At 49.2% G+C, this 15,440-nt stretch carries 10 protein-coding genes; 8 read left to right on the top strand and 2 right to left on the bottom strand.

The annotated features are described in order from the left end of the window. The first annotated feature begins 114 nt into the window (after positions 1–114). Together DWW13_RS12690 and DWW13_RS12695 are read left to right on the top strand one after the other, a co-directional pair. The gene (locus DWW13_RS12690) at positions 115–1,473 is read left to right on the top strand and encodes a sodium-dependent transporter (RefSeq protein ID WP_055265757.1); all 1,359 of its coding nucleotides are present in this window, start codon (positions 115–117) and stop codon (positions 1,471–1,473) included. 182 nt (positions 1,474–1,655) lie between these two features. Then, positions 1,656–4,457, top strand: a complete 2,802-nt coding sequence (locus DWW13_RS12695; RefSeq protein WP_117760482.1) for a glycoside hydrolase family 3 protein — start codon at positions 1,656–1,658, stop codon at positions 4,455–4,457. Between the two features lie 110 nt (positions 4,458–4,567). On the opposite strand, the gene DWW13_RS12700 is transcribed toward DWW13_RS12695, so the two are convergent. Next, the gene (locus DWW13_RS12700; RefSeq protein WP_022462612.1) at positions 4,568–5,197 is read right to left on the bottom strand and encodes an HdeD family acid-resistance protein; all 630 of its coding nucleotides are present in this window, start codon (positions 5,195–5,197) and stop codon (positions 4,568–4,570) included. A gap of 140 nt (positions 5,198–5,337) precedes the next feature. Between DWW13_RS12700 and DWW13_RS12705 the strand changes: the two genes are divergently transcribed. Continuing rightward, positions 5,338–6,084, top strand: a complete 747-nt coding sequence (locus tag DWW13_RS12705) for an RNA polymerase sigma factor region1.1 domain-containing protein (protein ID WP_147342020.1) — start codon at positions 5,338–5,340, stop codon at positions 6,082–6,084. Positions 6,085–6,153: 69 nt separating this feature from the next. Further along, positions 6,154–6,456, top strand: coding sequence for a Dabb family protein (locus DWW13_RS12710; protein ID WP_022462610.1), 303 nt, complete (start codon positions 6,154–6,156; stop codon positions 6,454–6,456). A gap of 123 nt (positions 6,457–6,579) precedes the next feature. On the opposite strand, the gene DWW13_RS12715 is transcribed toward DWW13_RS12710, so the two are convergent. After that, positions 6,580–8,220, bottom strand: coding sequence for an InlB B-repeat-containing protein (locus DWW13_RS12715; protein WP_117760480.1), 1,641 nt, complete (start codon positions 8,218–8,220; stop codon positions 6,580–6,582). A 241-nt stretch (positions 8,221–8,461) separates the two neighbouring features. Between DWW13_RS12715 and DWW13_RS12720 the strand changes: the two genes are divergently transcribed. The 4 genes from DWW13_RS12720 to glpK all read left to right on the top strand — a co-directional run bounded on the left by DWW13_RS12720 (position 8,462) and on the right by glpK (position 15,418). Beyond that, entirely contained in the window at positions 8,462–9,478 is a 1,017-nt protein-coding gene (locus DWW13_RS12720) for a LacI family DNA-binding transcriptional regulator (protein WP_022462608.1), read from the top strand. A 154-nt stretch (positions 9,479–9,632) separates the two neighbouring features. Next, positions 9,633–11,303: a glycoside hydrolase family 13 protein gene (locus tag DWW13_RS12725; RefSeq protein ID WP_117760479.1), complete on the top strand. Its 1,671-nt coding sequence runs from the start codon at positions 9,633–9,635 to the stop codon at positions 11,301–11,303. 99 nt (positions 11,304–11,402) lie between these two features. Further along, the gene (locus DWW13_RS12730) at positions 11,403–13,790 is read left to right on the top strand and encodes a glycoside hydrolase family 31 protein (RefSeq protein ID WP_117760478.1); all 2,388 of its coding nucleotides are present in this window, start codon (positions 11,403–11,405) and stop codon (positions 13,788–13,790) included. Positions 13,791–13,927: 137 nt separating this feature from the next. Continuing rightward, complete coding sequence (gene glpK / locus DWW13_RS12735; RefSeq protein ID WP_117814337.1) at positions 13,928–15,418, top strand: glycerol kinase GlpK; 1,491 nt, start codon at positions 13,928–13,930, stop codon at positions 15,416–15,418. The last annotated feature ends 22 nt before the right edge of the window (positions 15,419–15,440 follow it).

Here is a 15,440-nt window from a genome sequence, read left to right on the forward strand (position 1 = left end):
AAGTATAATAGAAAGCATAGTGCAAAACAGGAAGACAAACCGGACAGAACGGCAGAACGGTGCCGTTCTGAAATCTGAGTTTTGTACGAAGAAAAAAGGGAGGAAATAAAAGAAATGGAACGAGAGACATTCCAATCGCGCCTTGGCTTTCTTCTGCTTTCGGCAGGCTGTGCCATCGGCATCGGAAATGTATGGAAATTCCCGTACATGGTAGGAAACAACGGAGGCGGCATTTTCGTGCTGTTTTATCTGTTGTTCCTTGCCATTATGGGAGTTCCGATTCTGTCGATGGAGCTTGCCATCGGAAGAGGAAGCAAAAAGAGTACCGTGCGCGCGTATGGGGAACTGGAGAAGAAAGGGCAGAAGTGGCATATCCATGGATACGTTGCCCTCATCGGAAACTATCTGCTGATGATGTTCTATACGGTTGTTGCAGGCTGGATGCTGTATTATTTTTACAGCTTTTTAACCGGAAAATTCAGTGGCCTTAAGGGGGACGCTGTAACTGGAAAATTCAATGAGATGCTTTCATCTCCGTCTATTCTTGTCATCACGATGCTGCTGATCACGATTGCAGGCTTTCTGATCTGCTCTGTTGGTCTGCAGAATGGTGTGGAGCGTGTCACAAAAGTGATGATGATTGTACTGATGGTCGTTATGATTTTCCTTGCGGTTTACAGCTTTACAATGCCAGGCGCAAAAGAGGGTCTGAAATTTTATCTGGTGCCGGACAAGCAGCAGATTGAACAGGTGGGACTGTTCCACATTATCACAAGCGCGATGAGCCAGGCATTCTTTACGTTAAGTCTTGGTATCGGCGCAATGCTGATTTTCGGAAGCTACTTAAACGGAGGAAAATCGCTGCTCGGAGAGGCGATCAATATTGCGGTGCTCGATACGTTTGTAGCCATCACCGCAGGTCTTATTATTTTCCCGGCGTGCTTTTCCTATCACGTACAGCCGGACAGCGGCCCGAAGCTGATCTTTATGACACTGCCGCACATCTTCACCTCGATGAAGGGCGGACGGATTTTCGGAAGCTTTTTCTTCCTGTTTCTGTTCTTTGCGGCACTGTCCACTATCATCGCTGTATTCGAGAACATCATGTGCTGCTTTTCCGAGATTTTCGGTGTTTCCAGAAAACAGTCAGCAGTCATCAACTGCATTCTGATCATTTTAGGATCCCTGCCGTGTGCACTCGGCTACAATGTGTGGTCCGGATTCCAGCCGCTCGGCGCAGGAAGCACAGTTCTCGATCTTGAGGACTTTATCGTCAGCAACCTTCTGCTGCCGGTCGGTTCACTGATCTATCTTTTATTCTGTACATCAAAGTGGGGATGGGGATTTAAAAATTACCAGGCAGAGGCAAGTAAGGGCGATGGTCTGAAAGTGCCGGACTGGATGCGATTATACCTTACGTATATCCTTCCGCTGCTGCTTCTTGTATTAATTGTCCAGGGACTGATTGGATAAGCAAAAAGAGAAGAAAAAAGGTCAATATCAGATAGAAAAAAGATAAGAAAAGAACTGGAAAAAAAGCAGAAAATACGAGATAATAAAAGACAAGAAGCCAGTCATGTGCCGGAACCCGGGATTTCCTTTGGGTGTTCCGGCACATGTTGGATAGAAAAGTATGCAGGAGAAAGGGGAACAATATGGGAAAATTTACACCATTGGATTTCGAAGAATACGTAGCGCTTGCCCGTCAGGCAGCAGCAGAGGGATGTGTCCTTCTGAAAAATGACAACGAGGCGCTTCCGCTTCGCAAGGGGGATAAAGTAGCCGTTTTCGGAAGAATTGCATTCCATTATTATAAGAGCGGACTGGGCTCCGGCGGACTCGTCAACACCAAATATGTGGTTGGCATTCTGGATGCCTTAAAAGAAGAAAAAGACATCACGCTCGATGAGAATCTTCTTGGAACATATGAGAAATGGATCGAGGAAAATCCATACGACGAAGGCCAGGGCTGGGGAAAAGTGCCGTGGTCCCAGAAAGAGATGGAGCTCACCGACGAGATTGTGGAGAGCGCAAAAGGCGCCGATGCAGCTATTGTTGTTGTAGGCCGTACCGCAGGTGAGGACCAGGACAACAAAAACGAGGCGGGCAGTTATCTCTTGACAGATACCGAGCGTGAGATGGTAGAGAAAGTCAGCAAAGCGTTTGCAAGAACGATCGTTGTGCTGAATGTCGGAAATATCATCGACATGAAATGGGTGAAAGAGTGCAATCCTGCAGCTGTTCTCTACGTATGGCAGGGCGGTCAGGAAGGTGGAAACGGCGTTGCCGATGTGCTGATGGGAAGAGTCAGCCCGTGCGGTAAACTGACGGATACCATCGCAGAAAATATTGAGGATTATCCGTCGACCAGCTGCTTTGGCGATCTAGTAAGAAACGAATACAAAGAGGATATCTATGTAGGATACCGCTACTTTGAGACTTTTGCAAAAGACAAAGTATTATATCCGTTCGGATTTGGTCTTTCCTACACAACCTTTGCAGTAACCGCAGAGGCGAAAGAGAAAGACGTCGATCAGGTAACCGTAACGGCAACCGTAGAGAATACAGGAAAAACGGCCGGTAAAGAAGTTGTTCAGGTATACGTAAAAGCTCCACAGGGCGTTCTTGGAAAACCAGCCCGCGCACTCGTCGGCTTTGCAAAGACCGGTATTTTAGCTCCTGGAGCAAAAGAGACCGTGACCATCAATGTGGCAAAAGAAAGCTTCGCATCCTATGATGACAGCGGTGCAACGGGACACAAATCCTGCTACGTACTCGAAGAGGGCAGCTATGAGTTTTATGTCGGAAGCGATGTCAGAAGTGCAGCTTTCGCAGGCGCTTACGAGCAGCCGTTTAAAGTGGTTGAGACGCTGACCGAGGCAATGGCGCCGGTCGAAGCGTTTGAGCGTATGAAAGCCGTTGCAGGTGAGGACGGCACATTAAAACCGGGATACGAGGCAGCCCCGCTGCGCACCGTAGATCCGGCAAAACGCATGAAAGAGAACCGTATGGAGCCGATTCCGTACACCGGAGACAAAGGCTATAAGCTGGGCGATGTGCTGGATAAGAAAGTAACCATGGAAGAATTCGTGGCACAGCTTTCCGATGATGATCTGATCTGCATGTTCCGCGGCGAGGGTATGTGCAGCCCGAAAGTAACGCCTGGAACCGCAGCTGCTTTTGGCGGTCTGACACCGGAATTACAGGAGTTTGGCATTCCGGCATCCTGCTGTACCGACGGTCCTTCCGGACTTCGTTTTGACTGCGGAACAAAAGCCTTCTCCATGCCAAACGGTACGCTGCTTGGCTGTACGTTCGATCTTCCGCTGGTAGAAGACCTGTACGAGATGGCAGGACGCGAAATGAGACAGAACCGTGTCGATGCGCTTCTTGGACCTGGTATGAATATTCACAGAAATCCGTTAAACGGACGTAACTTTGAGTATATTTCCGAGGATCCGTACCTGACCGGATGGATCAGTGCTGTACAGATTCTTGGTATGGAAAAATCCGATGTAACCGGAACCATCAAACACTTCTGCGGTAATAACCAGGAGTCGAAGCGCCACACCGTAAATGCGGTTGTTTCCGAGCGTGCACTGCGCGAGATCTATCTGAAAGGATATGAAATTGCAGTCAAAGAAGGCGGCGCAAGATCCATTATGAGTACATATGGACCGGTCAACGGTATCTGGACCGCAGGAAACTACGATCTGTTAACCACCATTCTCCGTGGTGAGTGGAACTACGATGGATTTGTTATGACCGACTGGTGGGCAATGTCGAACCGTGAAGGATACGAGGCAACAAGAACGACACATGCACCGATGGTATCCGCCGGAAATGATGTCTTCATGGTATGCAATGACTGCACCGATATGAGCCAGGATGATGTGAAAGAAGCACTGGAAAAAGGTGAAATCACAAGAGGTGATCTGCAGAGAAATGCCATGAATGTCCTTCACTTCATTCTTGGAACACCATGTATTTTACGTTTCCTTGACCGCATCAGCGAGGAAGAAAAAGAAGCACAGGAGCAGCAGGGAGATAACGATTTTGTTGCAGCAGACCTGGTAACGTATGAGGCAGATCCGGAAACAGGTGATGTTGTCATTGACGCTTCCGCATGGGAAAATAAAAAAGGAACAAGCGAAGTCTGCGGTGTTTCCATTCTGGCAGATAAAATGGGAACTTATGATATCGAGATGGAAATGAAAGCAGACCTCGAAGACCTGGCACAGCTTTCCGTTACAGTATATATCGACAATATTGTAAAAACCGTTATCAGCATCCGTGGAACAAAAGGCGAGTGGATCAAAGAGACCAGAGATCTTGGCTTCTTCTTTGGATCTAATCACTATCTGAAACTGTATTTCGGTGCAAACGGCATGCAGCTTGGCAAGATTCGTCTGAAATTAAGAGAAGGCATGGAAGCGCTGAGCAAACACGAGGAATAAATAAAAAAAGAAATACAGAGAAAAACCGGAACCCGGGAGCCGCTGCTTAGAAGCGGTGCCGGGTTCCGGTTTTTCGTATGAAAGAAGATTTTTATGGAAGAAGCTGTTTTTTAGTGAAGCTCGTCCTCATCCACATCAATCACATTGTCATCGTGCAGGATTTTCTGCTGGTTGATCTCGGTCTGGATGACGTTTTTGATCCGGCGTTTTGCGCGGCCCATGTAGTAGGTGGTGACAAGATCGGAAATGCCGCTGTAGACAAGGCAGATACCGATGAAAATGTTTGTGGTTGCAACGGCATCAAACGGATTGGTACAGATGATGATGCCGAGAACGCTGGTTAAAAGAGCCAGCAGGAACTCAAGCCACCATTTTTCCAGCCCTGTTTTTTTGAGGTTGAACGCCTTCTGAATGCTGAGCAGTCCGTTTGCCAGAAGGATGATACCGATGACAACCGGGATGAATGCGATTACAAGGTCACTTTCAAAGATAACGAAGCAGCCGAACAGAATCAGTACCAGGGCAACGAACAGATCGTAGCGGAAGAAAAACGGCTCGCCGCGGCTTGCAATGTAGCGGATCAACGCAACAACGCCGCCAAACAGGAGCAGTGCTCCGGCGATATAACAGATCAGCAAACTCGTTTTTACGGGGTAGACGATCAGCACGATACCTAGTATAATAGAGACAGCGGCTGAAAGCAGGAAACTGTTTTTCACATCCTGAAAAAATTGTTTCATAAGGATTCTCCTTTCCACTTGAATGTGGTTTTTCGTTTGCTTTTATAGTAGCTTTTCAAAGCAGAAAAAGCAATGGACAAATTGAAAAAAATGTACGAAGAAATGGAATCGTGAAACGGAAGAAAGAGAGGGTAAAAAAGATGCAGGACGAACAGAAAAAGTTCCAGGAGAAGCTCTCCGAATTGCTGTCATACGCCAGAGACCATGAAAATAAAGTAACGATGAAAGAAGTCAGAGACTTTTTTGAAGACTTTGCACTGGATGAGCAGAAAGTCACCTTTGTCTGCGAATATCTGACGATGGAGCAGGTCGATGTGGCAGATTATGAGCCGGGCGTCGTGCCGGAGGAGACCGAAAAAGAAAAGAAAAAACCGGAGTTTTCCGAGGAGGAGCTGCGTGCCTTACAGCAGTATCTTGACGAACTGCCGGAGACAGAAACACCGTCGGAGGAAGAAACGGCAGAGCTTTACCGGAAAGCGGCAGAGGGCGATTCCCTTGCAAAGAGCATGCTCGTGCAGCTCTGGCTTCCGAAAGTTATTGAGACCGCAAAAGAAATGCACACCCGCGATTTCTTCCTGATGGATCTGGTGCAGGAGGGAAATGTCGGACTTTTAGTAGCGCTGGAGTCCGTTGTAAAAGCTGAGACGGCGGAGCAGGCGATTGATGCGGCTGTGCGTGAGACGATCAGCGATTTCATGGAAGAACACAGAGTTCAGAAACACAAGGACAATACTGTAGTCAATAAAGTAAACCGCTTAAAAGACGCCATCGAGGAACTCTCCGACGGCGATGACATGGATTTCAGTGTGGCAGAGCTTTCCGCGTATCTTGACATGTCCGTGGAAGAGATTGAGGATATTCTGCGGATTGCAGGCGAAGAGCCGTAACAAAAGGCTGGTATTTGCACAGAAACTGTGTGAATTGGCAATAAAACAAAAGCAAAGGAGAAAAATACAATGGTACATCATATTGTTATGTGGAAATTCAAACCGGAAGTAGAGGATGCAAAGAAACCGGAGCTGAAAAAAGCGATGGCAGAGAACCTGAAAAGCCTGGTCGGCAAAGTGCCGGGACTGTTGACGGTTGACTTTGTAGAAGCACCGCTTGCATCTTCCACCCATGATATGGCACTTGTCACAACACTGGAAAAAGCAGAGGATGTAGCTGTATATGCAAAACATCCGGAGCACGTAAAAGTAGCAGACACCTATGTACGTCCGTACACAACGGAGCGTGCAGCACTCGATTACGAAGAGTAAAAACAAGCACGGACTTTAGCTCGTTGCCCGTTTAAATAAAAAAGTATCCCGCTTCCCCAAAAGGAACGGGATACTTTTTTTGTGCCGAGAAGATCAATTCCTGATCTGGTGAATACGTTTCATTTAAGTGTTTTTCTGTTCTTCCTTCTGCAGTTCGTCAATTGTAAGCAGCAGCTCATCGATGGAAACCTTTTCGTCCTTCGGATTTTCCGTAAATTCTCTGACCAGTTCTTCGTACGTTCTTCTTCTGTGTTCCAGCGCTTTCCGCGACCGCTCCCGCCGGATGCGGCGGACATACCGCAGGCGGAGGACAAAGAGCAGAATCAGAACGAGAAGGACAAACGGCATCGCCAGAAAAACAGGATCTGCCTTCCGGATACGGGCAAAAAGGGATGCACCGGCCGAGGCAAGATGGCGGAACCAGGAAGCGGCATGCACAGTGCCTTTCCAGAACGCTGCGAAATGGGAAGCCACAGATGAGAAGGAAACCGTGGATGATGCCGGTGCTTTGGAAATGGCCGGTTCCGGTGTCTGGGTTATGGCCGGTGTTTCGGTCGGCGTCGCAGTGGCAGTCGGCGTCGGTGTCGCCGTCGGAACCGGTTCAAACGTTACGGCAAGGGTATGATCCTTCTGGATATCGGAAAATGTGTAGCTGTCCGGATATTCCGTCACCGGCAGATACAAGCCGTCCACCGAGAGCTTCGCGAGCCGGAAGCCTTCGTCTGCCGTGTAGGAAACGGTTTTTTCCTCTCCGCTGGAAACTTCCCCGCCCTCGGACACCGAGCCATGCTCCGCCGCGGAAGTGGAAACCGTGAACAGATACGGCACCCGGGTGCGGTAGAACTGCACGTACCGTCCACCATCTGCCTTTGTTACGTTTACAATCGCAATAAATTCCCCAGGATTTGTCTCACAGAGGCCCTCTGGTTCATTGATGGTGATATCGTCGGAAAAGCCAAAATCAACCGTGTCGTCCGCAAGCAGTGTTTTCTGCGAGAGCGAGTATGTCTGGATAAAGTTTCCGATTCCGAGATGCATCGTCAGCGGAAAAAGAAAAAAGAGATCGCCGGAAACACAGAGATCCTGAAAGTTTTCCATGTAAAAATCGAAGGGATACGTGCCCCAGTCATCCATCACCTGAAGTGAGGCATCGAGGAGTTTAAAGCCGTAGCCGCCGTCCGCATCGGTCTGGATCAGATAGCCGCCGGTGGAGGGAAGATAATCAATACCGAGAATATTGTAGCTTGTCGAGAGCTGGATCCGCTCTTTCTGCTCGAGAGTATCCGGGTCGAGGCGGAAGATACATCCGTAATTGGAAGCATCCGGGCTGCTGTAGCCGCTCACGAGGATTTCATGTGTGACGGGATTGTATGCCATACCGTTTGCGTGAGCAAAGTCTGCGTCCCTTACCTGATGCGCGAGGGAATACTGCGTAACGGGATTTCCGTCTGCGTCTGTATCATTTTTATAGTAGGCAGAGACTACGTCCGGCTCTGTCGTCAGATCATTAAAATTTTCGATGCAGATGATATAATCTTCCGTCGCACAGACGGACTGCACCGCGCCGTTGCTGCCGAGAATCGGATATTCCCCGACCAGTTCCCAGGAGGCACCGGTAAACGGCGTACTGGAGGCAAAACCAGCCTGACAGAGTATGGGATGAGCGAGGAAGAGAAAAATACCCAGAAAAAGGGCAAGAAAAAAACGGCCGGATTTCTTGCCAGTGGGAGATTTTATCGAAAAATTTGTAAATGCAAGCCGCATATGATGTGTAGGTCCTTTCTTACAGAAAAAAGGTGAACTTTTTCTGTCATCCTATCTTACCACGGAACCGGCGGAAAGTAAATGAAGGAGGGATGGAGATTTTCTTACATATCGTTTAAGAAAATGTAATAATTTTGTAGTGTTTGCCGATGCAAAGTAGTTGTAAACATTTTGCCGTCTTGGTAAAATAAACATAACAGAATTCAGAAAATTGTGAAGAAAAAGGAAAGGCAGAGAACCGATGATTAGAATCAAAGATATTGCAGACCGCGCAGGGGTCAGCCCGACGACGGTTTCGAATGTAATACACGGAAAGACAGGGCGCGTCTCAAAGGCGACGGTCGAGAAAATCAACCGGATTTTAAAGGAGATGGAGTACGTGCCGAGTATCAGCGCGCGCATGCTGGCGAACAACAGCTCCGGTCTCATTGGTGTGGCGCTTGGTTTCATGAAGAAAGGAAATGCATCTTCCTTTGAGGATCCCTTTGTGTCGGCAATGCTCGGAAATCTGGAGTATCAGATCCGGGAACACGGCTACTATATGATGCTGGTTGCGCGCCATGAGCAGGACGATATTATGCAGCAGGCGCTCGGCTGGAATTTTGACGGCATGATTGCGATGGCTCTGAAGGAAAAGGAGATTGCAGAGCTCTCGGAACGTCTCGGAAAACCGCTGGTAACCATTGATCAGTATCTCCCGCCGGAACTTGGAGTCCGCTCCATTACGATGGATGACCGCGGCGGTGCGTACCAGATGAGTCAGTACCTGATTGGAAAGGGACATAAAAAATTTCTCTTTTTATCCGACTGCGATCTCGGGGTTGACCACTATCGGTGGCTCGGTGTGCGTCAGGCAATGGAGGAGGCGGGAATTGAGGACTTTGAAAGTCGCCATATTGTGATCCCGTGGAATCCAGAGCAGAGGGAGAAGGCATATGAGGAGATGCTTCCGTTCTTCAAAAAACAGACAGCGCTCTTTTTTTCATCGGATTACTATGCACTTGAAGCATCCAACTTTCTGCAGAACAGGGGAATAAAGGTTCCGGAGGAAATTTCAATTGCGGGCTTTGATGATGTTACCTATGCGACACTTGCGCGGCCGAAGCTGACTACCGTGCATCAGATGGTGGATGGAAAAGCACGCCGTGCCGTAGAAGTCCTGATGCACTTGATCCAGGATGAGCCGGTACAAAAAGATATTCCGCCATTGCCGACAACGCTGGTGGAGAGGGAGTCGGTAAGAGATCTGACGAAGTAAATAGTTACCAAATTTACAGAAAAACTCTTGTAGAAACTGCTGGTTTTGCGCAAAACTATTGAAAAATCACCGTGAGGTATGGTAAAATGTGCTTGCAAACGACAGAATTAAAGAACCAGACACGTTCTGGGGATGAAATAAAGGAGGTAAAAAAATGGACAAAAAATGGTGGAAAGAAGCCGTAGTGTATCAGATTTATCCGCGCAGCTTCATGGACAGCAACGGAGACGGTATCGGAGATTTAAATGGTATCACATCCCGTCTGGATTATCTGAAGGATCTTGGCGTGGATGTTATCTGGCTGTCTCCGGTGTACCAGTCACCAAACGATGACAATGGATATGATATCAGCGATTACCGGGCAATCATGCAGGAGTTCGGAACAATGGAGGATTTTGACCGCATGCTTTCGGAGATGCATAAAAGAGGCATCAGGCTGGTCATGGACCTTGTTGTCAATCATACTTCAGATGAACACAAATGGTTCGTGGAGAGCCGCAAATCGAAAGACAATCCATACCGCGATTATTATATCTGGCGTGATGCAAAAGAGGGAAAAGAGCCAAACAACTGGGGAAGCTGCTTCTCCGGTTCCGCATGGAAATACGATCCGCAGACAGAGATGTATTACCTGCATCTGTTCTCAACAAAACAGCCTGATCTGAACTGGGAGAACCCGGCGGTTCGAAAAGAAGTTTTCGATATGATGAACTGGTGGTGTGAAAAAGGCATTGACGGTTTCCGGATGGACGTTATCAGCATGATCTCCAAACCGGAAGGGCTGCCGGACGGAAAAATTCCGGAGGGCGGACTCTACGGTGATTCCGGCTGCGTAAACGGACCGCACGTTCATGAGTATCTGCAGGAGATGAACAGGGAAGTCCTCTCCAAATACGATCTGATGACGGTTGGTGAGTGTGCCGGTGTCACGATCGAGGAGGCAGAAAAATATGCATCCGCAGACGGCAAAGAGCTCAGTATGGTATTCCAGTTCGAGCTGGTAGATCTGGCAAGCGGAACATACGGCAAATGGACGGACAAACGCGTACCGCTCAAAGATTTCAAACGCGTCATGACAGCATGGCAGACGGAGCTTGAGGGCAAGGCATGGAACAGCCTCTTCCTTGGAAACCACGACCAGCCGCGCTGCCTGTCCCGTTTCGGCGATGATTCACCGGAATACCGTGTGGTAAGTGCCAAAATGCTGGCAACCTGCCTTCATATGATGCAGGGTACCCCGTATGTATACCAGGGCGATGAGCTTGGCATGAAGAATGTTCCGTTCCACGATCTGTCCGAGTTCCGCGATATTGAGAGCATCAACGCGTTCCACGAGCTGACCGGTGCCGGAAAAGTAGCGCCGGACGACATGATGCGCTACCTGAACCTGCGCGGAAGAGACAATGCAAGAACTCCGATGCAGTGGGATGATACCGCTTCGGCAGGATTTACCACAGGAACACCGTGGATCAAGGTCGGACCGGATTACGAGACCGTCAATGCCAAGAATGAGATGGCGGATCCGGATTCTGTATACAATTATTACAAGAAACTGATTCATCTCCGGAAAGAGAAGGATATCATGGTTTACGGAACGTACGAGCTGCTCGATCCGGAGGACGAGGCACTGTATGTATATACCAGAACCTTAGGCGACCAGAAACTCCTCGTGATGTGCAATTTTACAAAAGAGGAGCAGGAATACACGGTTCCGGAAACCTTTGCGGGAGCAGAGGTACTGATCAGCAACTATCCGCAGGACGGCGCGGCAGCGGGGGTACGAAAACTGCGCGCGTATGAGGCGGTTGTTCTGGAGACAAAATAAAAAATGCAGAGGAATCTGAGGCAGAACGGACTTTTGTCACAGATTCCCGTTCTCAAAATAGGGCAAGAACTGGTAAGATAAGAAAGGGAAAAACAAAATATGAAACCATATCTGAAATTGGAGACACATCCACTTGCAAATCCCGAGAATGTGATAAAAGGCGATAAATACCGTATCACAGTACTGACAGAGCATCTTCTTCGGCTGGAATACAGTGAGGACGGTGAATTTATCGATGCAGCATCCCAGACGGTTGTAAACCGTGATTTTCCAGCAGTGGAATTTTCCGTCAAAGACACAGGCGATGAGCTGGAGCTGCGCACAAAGTATCTGCAGCTGAATTACAACAAAAAGGCATTCTCTGCAAACGGACTTTCCTGCAAAACAACGGCAGTCGGCATCAGTTCTGTACCGGCATGGCATTACGGAGATCCGACACAGGATCTTGGAGGAACGGCCCGTACGCTTGATCAGGTCAACGGAGCATGCGAACTGGAACCTGGTATCATGTCCTGGTTTGGTTCCGCTGTTCTGGATGATTCGAAGTCGCTTCTGATGACAGAGGACGGTTGGGTGACCCCGAGAAAGAAAGGAGTGCAGGATCTGTACTTCTTCGGCTATGGCTGGAATTTCCGCCTGGCATTAAAGGATTTTTATCACCTTTGCGGCAAAACTCCGATGCTTCCGAGATTTGCACTCGGAAACTGGTGGAGCCGTTACTGGCGTTACAGTGAAGCATCTTATATGAAACTGATGGAAGACTTCGACAAAGAGAACGTTCCATTCTCGGTTGCTGTTATCGATATGGACTGGCACCGTGTAGACGATGTGGATCCGAAATACGGCAGCGGCTGGACCGGCTATAGCTGGAATAAAAAACTCTTCCCGGATCCGGAGCGTTTTCTTGGAAAACTCCATGCACGCGGCATGAAGACAACACTGAATGTCCATCCGGCAGACGGAATTCGTGCGTATGAGGACTGCTATCCGGAAGTAGCAGAAGCTATGGGAGTGGATGCAAAAAAAGAAGAGCCGGTCAATTTTGACATTGCCGATCCGAAATTTGTCGATGTATATTTCGAAAAAGTCCATCATCCGATGGAAAAAGAGGGCGTCGATTTCTGGTGGATTGACTGGCAGCAGGGACAGAGTACCAAGATCGAGGGTCTTGATCCGCTGTGGATGCTGAATCACTATCATTTTCTTGACAGTGGAAGAGACGGAAAACGTCCGATGACCTTCTCCCGCTATGCAGGACCGGGCTCCCACCGCTATCCGGTCGGATTTTCCGGAGACACCCACATCACCTGGGAATCCCTGGATTTCCAGCCATACTTTACCAGCACAGCCTCCAACATCGGCTACGGATGGTGGAGTCATGATATCGGCGGCCATATGCTTGGCTACCGTGACGATGAGCTTGAAGCAAGATGGTATCAGTACGGAGTCTTTTCTCCGATCAACCGTCTGCACAGCTCTAACAGTGCCTTCAGTGGAAAAGAGCCTTGGAACTTCAGTATGGAAGTGCGCAGCACAATGGATGATTTCCTTCGTCTGCGTCATAAACTCGTACCGTATCTGTACACGATGAACTACCGTGCATGGAAAGAAGATACACCGATCGTTGTTCCGATGTATTATGATTACCCGGAGACGGTTTTCTGGGGCAAAAATCAGGCACCGAATCAGTACTTCTTCGGAAGTGAGCTGATGGTAACACCGGTGACAACGAAATGCATTCCGGAGCTGAAGCGTGCCAAGACGAAGGTATGGCTGCCGGAGGGAACCTGGTTTGATTTCTTCAACGGAATGATTTATGAGGGCGGCAGAAGTATGGATCTGTACCGTACGCTGGAGGAAATCCCGGTTCTTGCGAAAGCAGGTGCGATCATCCCGATGACAGAGAAGATCAGTGCGCTGGATGTAGAATCTAACCCGGATGAGCTGACGGTACGCGTTTATGCGGGTGCAGATAATACATTTATTCTGTACGAGGATGACAATACTTCCATGGCGTATGAGAAGAATGACTGTGCAAAAACGCCGATGACGCTCGAATGGGGTGCACGAAAATTTACAATTGCACCGGTTGAGGGCAATCAGAGCCTTGTTCCGGAAAGCAGAACATATTGCGTAGAATTCGGTGGAAGTAGTGCAAAAGAGGCAAAGGTCTTTGTAAACGGCGTGGAAGCGGATGCAGAAGTCAAAGAGAAAGACGGACTTCTTGCTATCGCAGTGGCAGATGTAAAACCACAGGATACCGTGACAATCTGTCTGCCGGAAGATACGGAGATTGCAAAGAACGATGTCATGACACGTGCGATGGATCTGCTGCTGCACGCCGAAATCAGCTACATCACCAAAGAGCAGATCGCAAATCTTCTTCACAAAGCGGACGGAAAGGTAGCAATTCTGGCTGCAGAGTTGCAGAGCATGGAACTTTCAAACGATCTGCGCGGTGCGCTGCTGGAGATCATTACGGCATAAATTGCTGCAGAAAAACACGATTTGATTTACAGAAAAAGAATTCTGTGATACGATACATACAAAGAAAAGGAAGAGAGCGTGGCAGTGGATTCTGTCAGGCTCTCTTCTTGAAATGTGAGACAGGAGGATTTTTAAACGTGGGAAAATACATCATGGCACTTGATGCCGGCACAACGAGCAACCGCTGTATTCTGTTTGATCAGAAAGGACAGATCGTAAGCCTTGCGCAGAAGGAGTTTACCCAGCGTTTCCCGAAACCGGGCTGGGTGGAGCACGATGCCAATGAAATCTGGTCCACGATGCTCGGTGTAGCCGTGGAGGCAATGCAGAAAGCGGGCGCGTCCTACGAGGATATCGCGGCAATCGGCATCACAAACCAGAGAGAGACGACGATCGTCTGGGACAAAAAGACGGGAGAGCCGGTCTACAATGCAATTGTATGGCAGTGCCGCAGAACATCGGAATACTGCGATTCCCTGATGGAGCGCGGACTGGTTGACCGTTTCCGGGAGAAAACAGGTCTTGTGATTGATGCGTATTTTTCAGCCACGAAGCTGAAATGGATTCTAGATGAAGTTCCGGGCGTGCGCGAGCGGGCGGAGCGAGGCGATCTCTATTTTGGAACAGTGGAGACGTGGCTGATCTGGAAGATGACAAAGGGAAAGATACATGTCACCGATTACACCAACGCGTCCCGTACAATGCTGTTCAATATCCATACCCTGAAATGGGATGAGGATATCTTAAAAGAGCTGAACATTCCGCTCTGTATGCTGCCGGAAGTCCGCCCGTCGAGCTGTGTCTACGGGGAGACGGCATCCACATATTTCGGCGGCCCGATTCCGATTGCGGGAGCAGCGGGAGACCAGCAGGCGGCGCTGTTCGGCCAGACCTGCTATGCGCCGGGCGAAGCGAAAAATACATACGGAACAGGCTGCTTCCTGCTGATGAACACGGGAGAAAAGCCGGTTTCTTCGACACACGGTCTTGTTACCACGATTGCATGGGGCATCGGGGACAAAATTACGTATGCGCTCGAGGGATCCATTTTCGTCGGCGGAGCCGCAATCCAGTGGCTGCGCGATGAGATGAAGCTGATCGAGTCCTCGGCGGATTCCGAGTACATGGCGCAGAAGGTGAACGACACGAACGGCTGCTACGTCGTGCCGGCGTTTACCGGCCTTGGCGCACCGTACTGGGATCAGTATGCGAGAGGAACCATTCTCGGCCTGACCCGCGGCGTCAACAAATACCATGTGATCCGCGCAACACTGGAGTCGATCACGTATCAGGTGGATGATGTCTTAAAAGCGATGGAGGCAGATTCCGGCATGAAGCTCTCTGCGCTGCGTGTGGACGGCGGAGCAAGCGCCAACAACTTCCTGATGCAGTGCCAGGCGGACATCAGCCAGGCGCCGGTGGAGCGGCCGTGCTGCATCGAGACGACCGCAATGGGAGCAGCTTATCTTGCGGGACTCGCCGTCGGCTACTGGCCGGATCAGGAGACGGTAAAACAGAACGGAGCCATTGACCGTACGTTTGAGCCGGAGCTCTCGAAAGAGGAGCGCGATGAGAAGATGAACGGATGGCACAAAGCAGTCCGTTACGCCGAAGGATGGGCAAAATAGAAAAAGATTTTGGAAATGCAGA

This window comes from Blautia sp. AF14-40 (assembly GCF_003479665.1).
Taxonomy (GTDB): Bacteria; Bacillota; Clostridia; order Lachnospirales; family Lachnospiraceae; genus Fusicatenibacter; species Fusicatenibacter saccharivorans.

Coding starts and splice junctions, on each gene's coding strand:
- DWW13_RS12690 (WP_055265757.1), top strand. CDS start 115: ATGGAACGAGAGACATTCCAATCGCGCCTTGGCTTTCTTCTGCTTTCG.
- DWW13_RS12695 (WP_117760482.1), top strand. CDS start 1,656: ATGGGAAAATTTACACCATTGGATTTCGAAGAATACGTAGCGCTTGCC.
- DWW13_RS12700 (WP_022462612.1), bottom strand. CDS start 5,197: ATGAAACAATTTTTTCAGGATGTGAAAAACAGTTTCCTGCTTTCAGCC.
- DWW13_RS12705 (WP_147342020.1), top strand. CDS start 5,338: ATGCAGGACGAACAGAAAAAGTTCCAGGAGAAGCTCTCCGAATTGCTG.
- DWW13_RS12710 (WP_022462610.1), top strand. CDS start 6,154: ATGGTACATCATATTGTTATGTGGAAATTCAAACCGGAAGTAGAGGAT.
- DWW13_RS12715 (WP_117760480.1), bottom strand. CDS start 8,220: ATGCGGCTTGCATTTACAAATTTTTCGATAAAATCTCCCACTGGCAAG.
- DWW13_RS12720 (WP_022462608.1), top strand. CDS start 8,462: ATGATTAGAATCAAAGATATTGCAGACCGCGCAGGGGTCAGCCCGACG.
- DWW13_RS12725 (WP_117760479.1), top strand. CDS start 9,633: ATGGACAAAAAATGGTGGAAAGAAGCCGTAGTGTATCAGATTTATCCG.
- DWW13_RS12730 (WP_117760478.1), top strand. CDS start 11,403: ATGAAACCATATCTGAAATTGGAGACACATCCACTTGCAAATCCCGAG.